Here is a 1032-nt window from a genome sequence, read left to right on the forward strand (position 1 = left end):
ATCCAGGTCGGGTCGGTGGCGGTCGGTGGGGATGCGCCGGTGTCGGTGCAGTCGATGACCACGACCCGTACGTCGGACGTGGGTGCGACGTTGCAGCAGATCGCGGAGTTGACGGCGTCGGGCTGTCAGATCGTGCGGGTGGCGTGTCCGACGCAGGATGATGCGGATGCGTTGGCGACGATTGCCAGGAAGTCGCAGATTCCGGTGATTGCGGATATTCATTTTCAGCCGAAGTATGTGTTCGCGGCGATTGATGCGGGCTGTGCGGCGGTGCGGGTGAATCCGGGGAACATCAAGCAGTTCGACGACAAGGTCAAGGAGATTGCGCGGGCCGCGAGTGATGCGGGGACGCCGATCCGGATCGGTGTGAATGCGGGTTCGCTGGATGCGCGGCTGCTGAAGAAGTACGGGAAGGCGACTCCTGAGGCGTTGGTGGAGTCGGCGTTGTGGGAGGCGTCGCTCTTCGAGGAGCATGGTTTCCGGGACATCAAGATCTCGGTGAAGCACAACGATCCGGTGGTGATGGTCAATGCGTACCGTCAGTTGGCGGCTCAGTGTGATTACCCGTTGCACCTGGGGGTGACGGAGGCGGGGCCGGCGTTCCAGGGGACGATCAAGTCGGCGGTGGCGTTCGGTGCGTTGCTGAGTGAGGGGATCGGGGACACGATCCGGGTGTCGTTGTCGGCGCCGCCGGCCGAGGAGGTCAAGGTCGGTATCCAGATCCTGGAGTCGTTGAATCTGCGGCAGCGGCGGCTGGAGATCGTGTCGTGTCCGTCGTGCGGTCGGGCGCAGGTGGATGTGTACAAGCTGGCGGATCAGGTGTCGGCGGGTCTTGAGGGCATGGAGGTGCCGTTGCGGGTTGCCGTGATGGGCTGTGTCGTCAATGGTCCGGGTGAGGCCCGTGAGGCGGATCTGGGTGTGGCGTCCGGGAACGGCAAGGGGCAGATCTTCGTCAAGGGCGAGGTCATCAAGACGGTTCCCGAGTCGAAGATCGTCGAGACGCTCATCGAGGAAGCCCTGAAGATCGCCGAG

At 63.7% G+C, this 1032-nt stretch carries 1 protein-coding gene; it reads left to right on the top strand.

Annotated features, from left to right (window positions below; translation table 11 throughout):
* On the top strand, positions 1-1032 hold a 1032-nt coding region (gene ispG / locus ACFU8W_RS52540; protein ID WP_384053031.1), incomplete at both ends, for a flavodoxin-dependent (E)-4-hydroxy-3-methylbut-2-enyl-diphosphate synthase.

It is taken from the genome of Streptomyces sp. NPDC057565, assembly GCF_042801455.1.
GTDB classification, from domain to species: Bacteria; Actinomycetota; Actinomycetes; order Streptomycetales; family Streptomycetaceae; genus Streptomyces; species Streptomyces yanii.